The sequence below is a fragment of the Vibrio sp. OPT46 genome (assembly GCF_015163535.1).
GTDB lineage: Bacteria > Pseudomonadota > Gammaproteobacteria > Enterobacterales > Vibrionaceae > Vibrio > Vibrio alginolyticus.
Genome location: NZ_JADDYG010000287.1, coordinates 1 through 265, shown reverse-complemented (window position 1 = coordinate 265; position 265 = coordinate 1). Strand labels below are relative to the sequence as shown.

Sequence of the window (265 nt, the reverse complement as noted above, 5' to 3'; positions counted from 1 at the left end):
ACTGCTGGTATCGGGTTGTCTCCACTTAAGTTGTTCGAATTGGATATCGCAGCTCAGTACACAAACGAGAACGCTATGGGGGCATCCATTAATTTCCTTGCTACCTATTAATTGAATCGTTATAGTCAGCTCCTCAAAATGAGGAGCTTTTTATGTTTGACGATTTACCCCCTCTATCTCACCAAGAGCAACAACAAGCTGTAGAGAGAATTCAAGAATTGATGGCGAAGGGCACAAGTACTGCAGAAGCTATCAAAATTGTTGC

At 42.3% G+C, this 265-nt stretch carries 1 protein-coding gene; it reads left to right on the top strand.

What is annotated here, in order from left to right:
- Nucleotides 1-152: 152 nt before the first annotated feature.
- A partial coding sequence (locus IQR33_RS12725; RefSeq protein ID WP_193843747.1) for a YoaH family protein occupies nt 153-265 on the top strand: 113 nt, incomplete at its 3' end.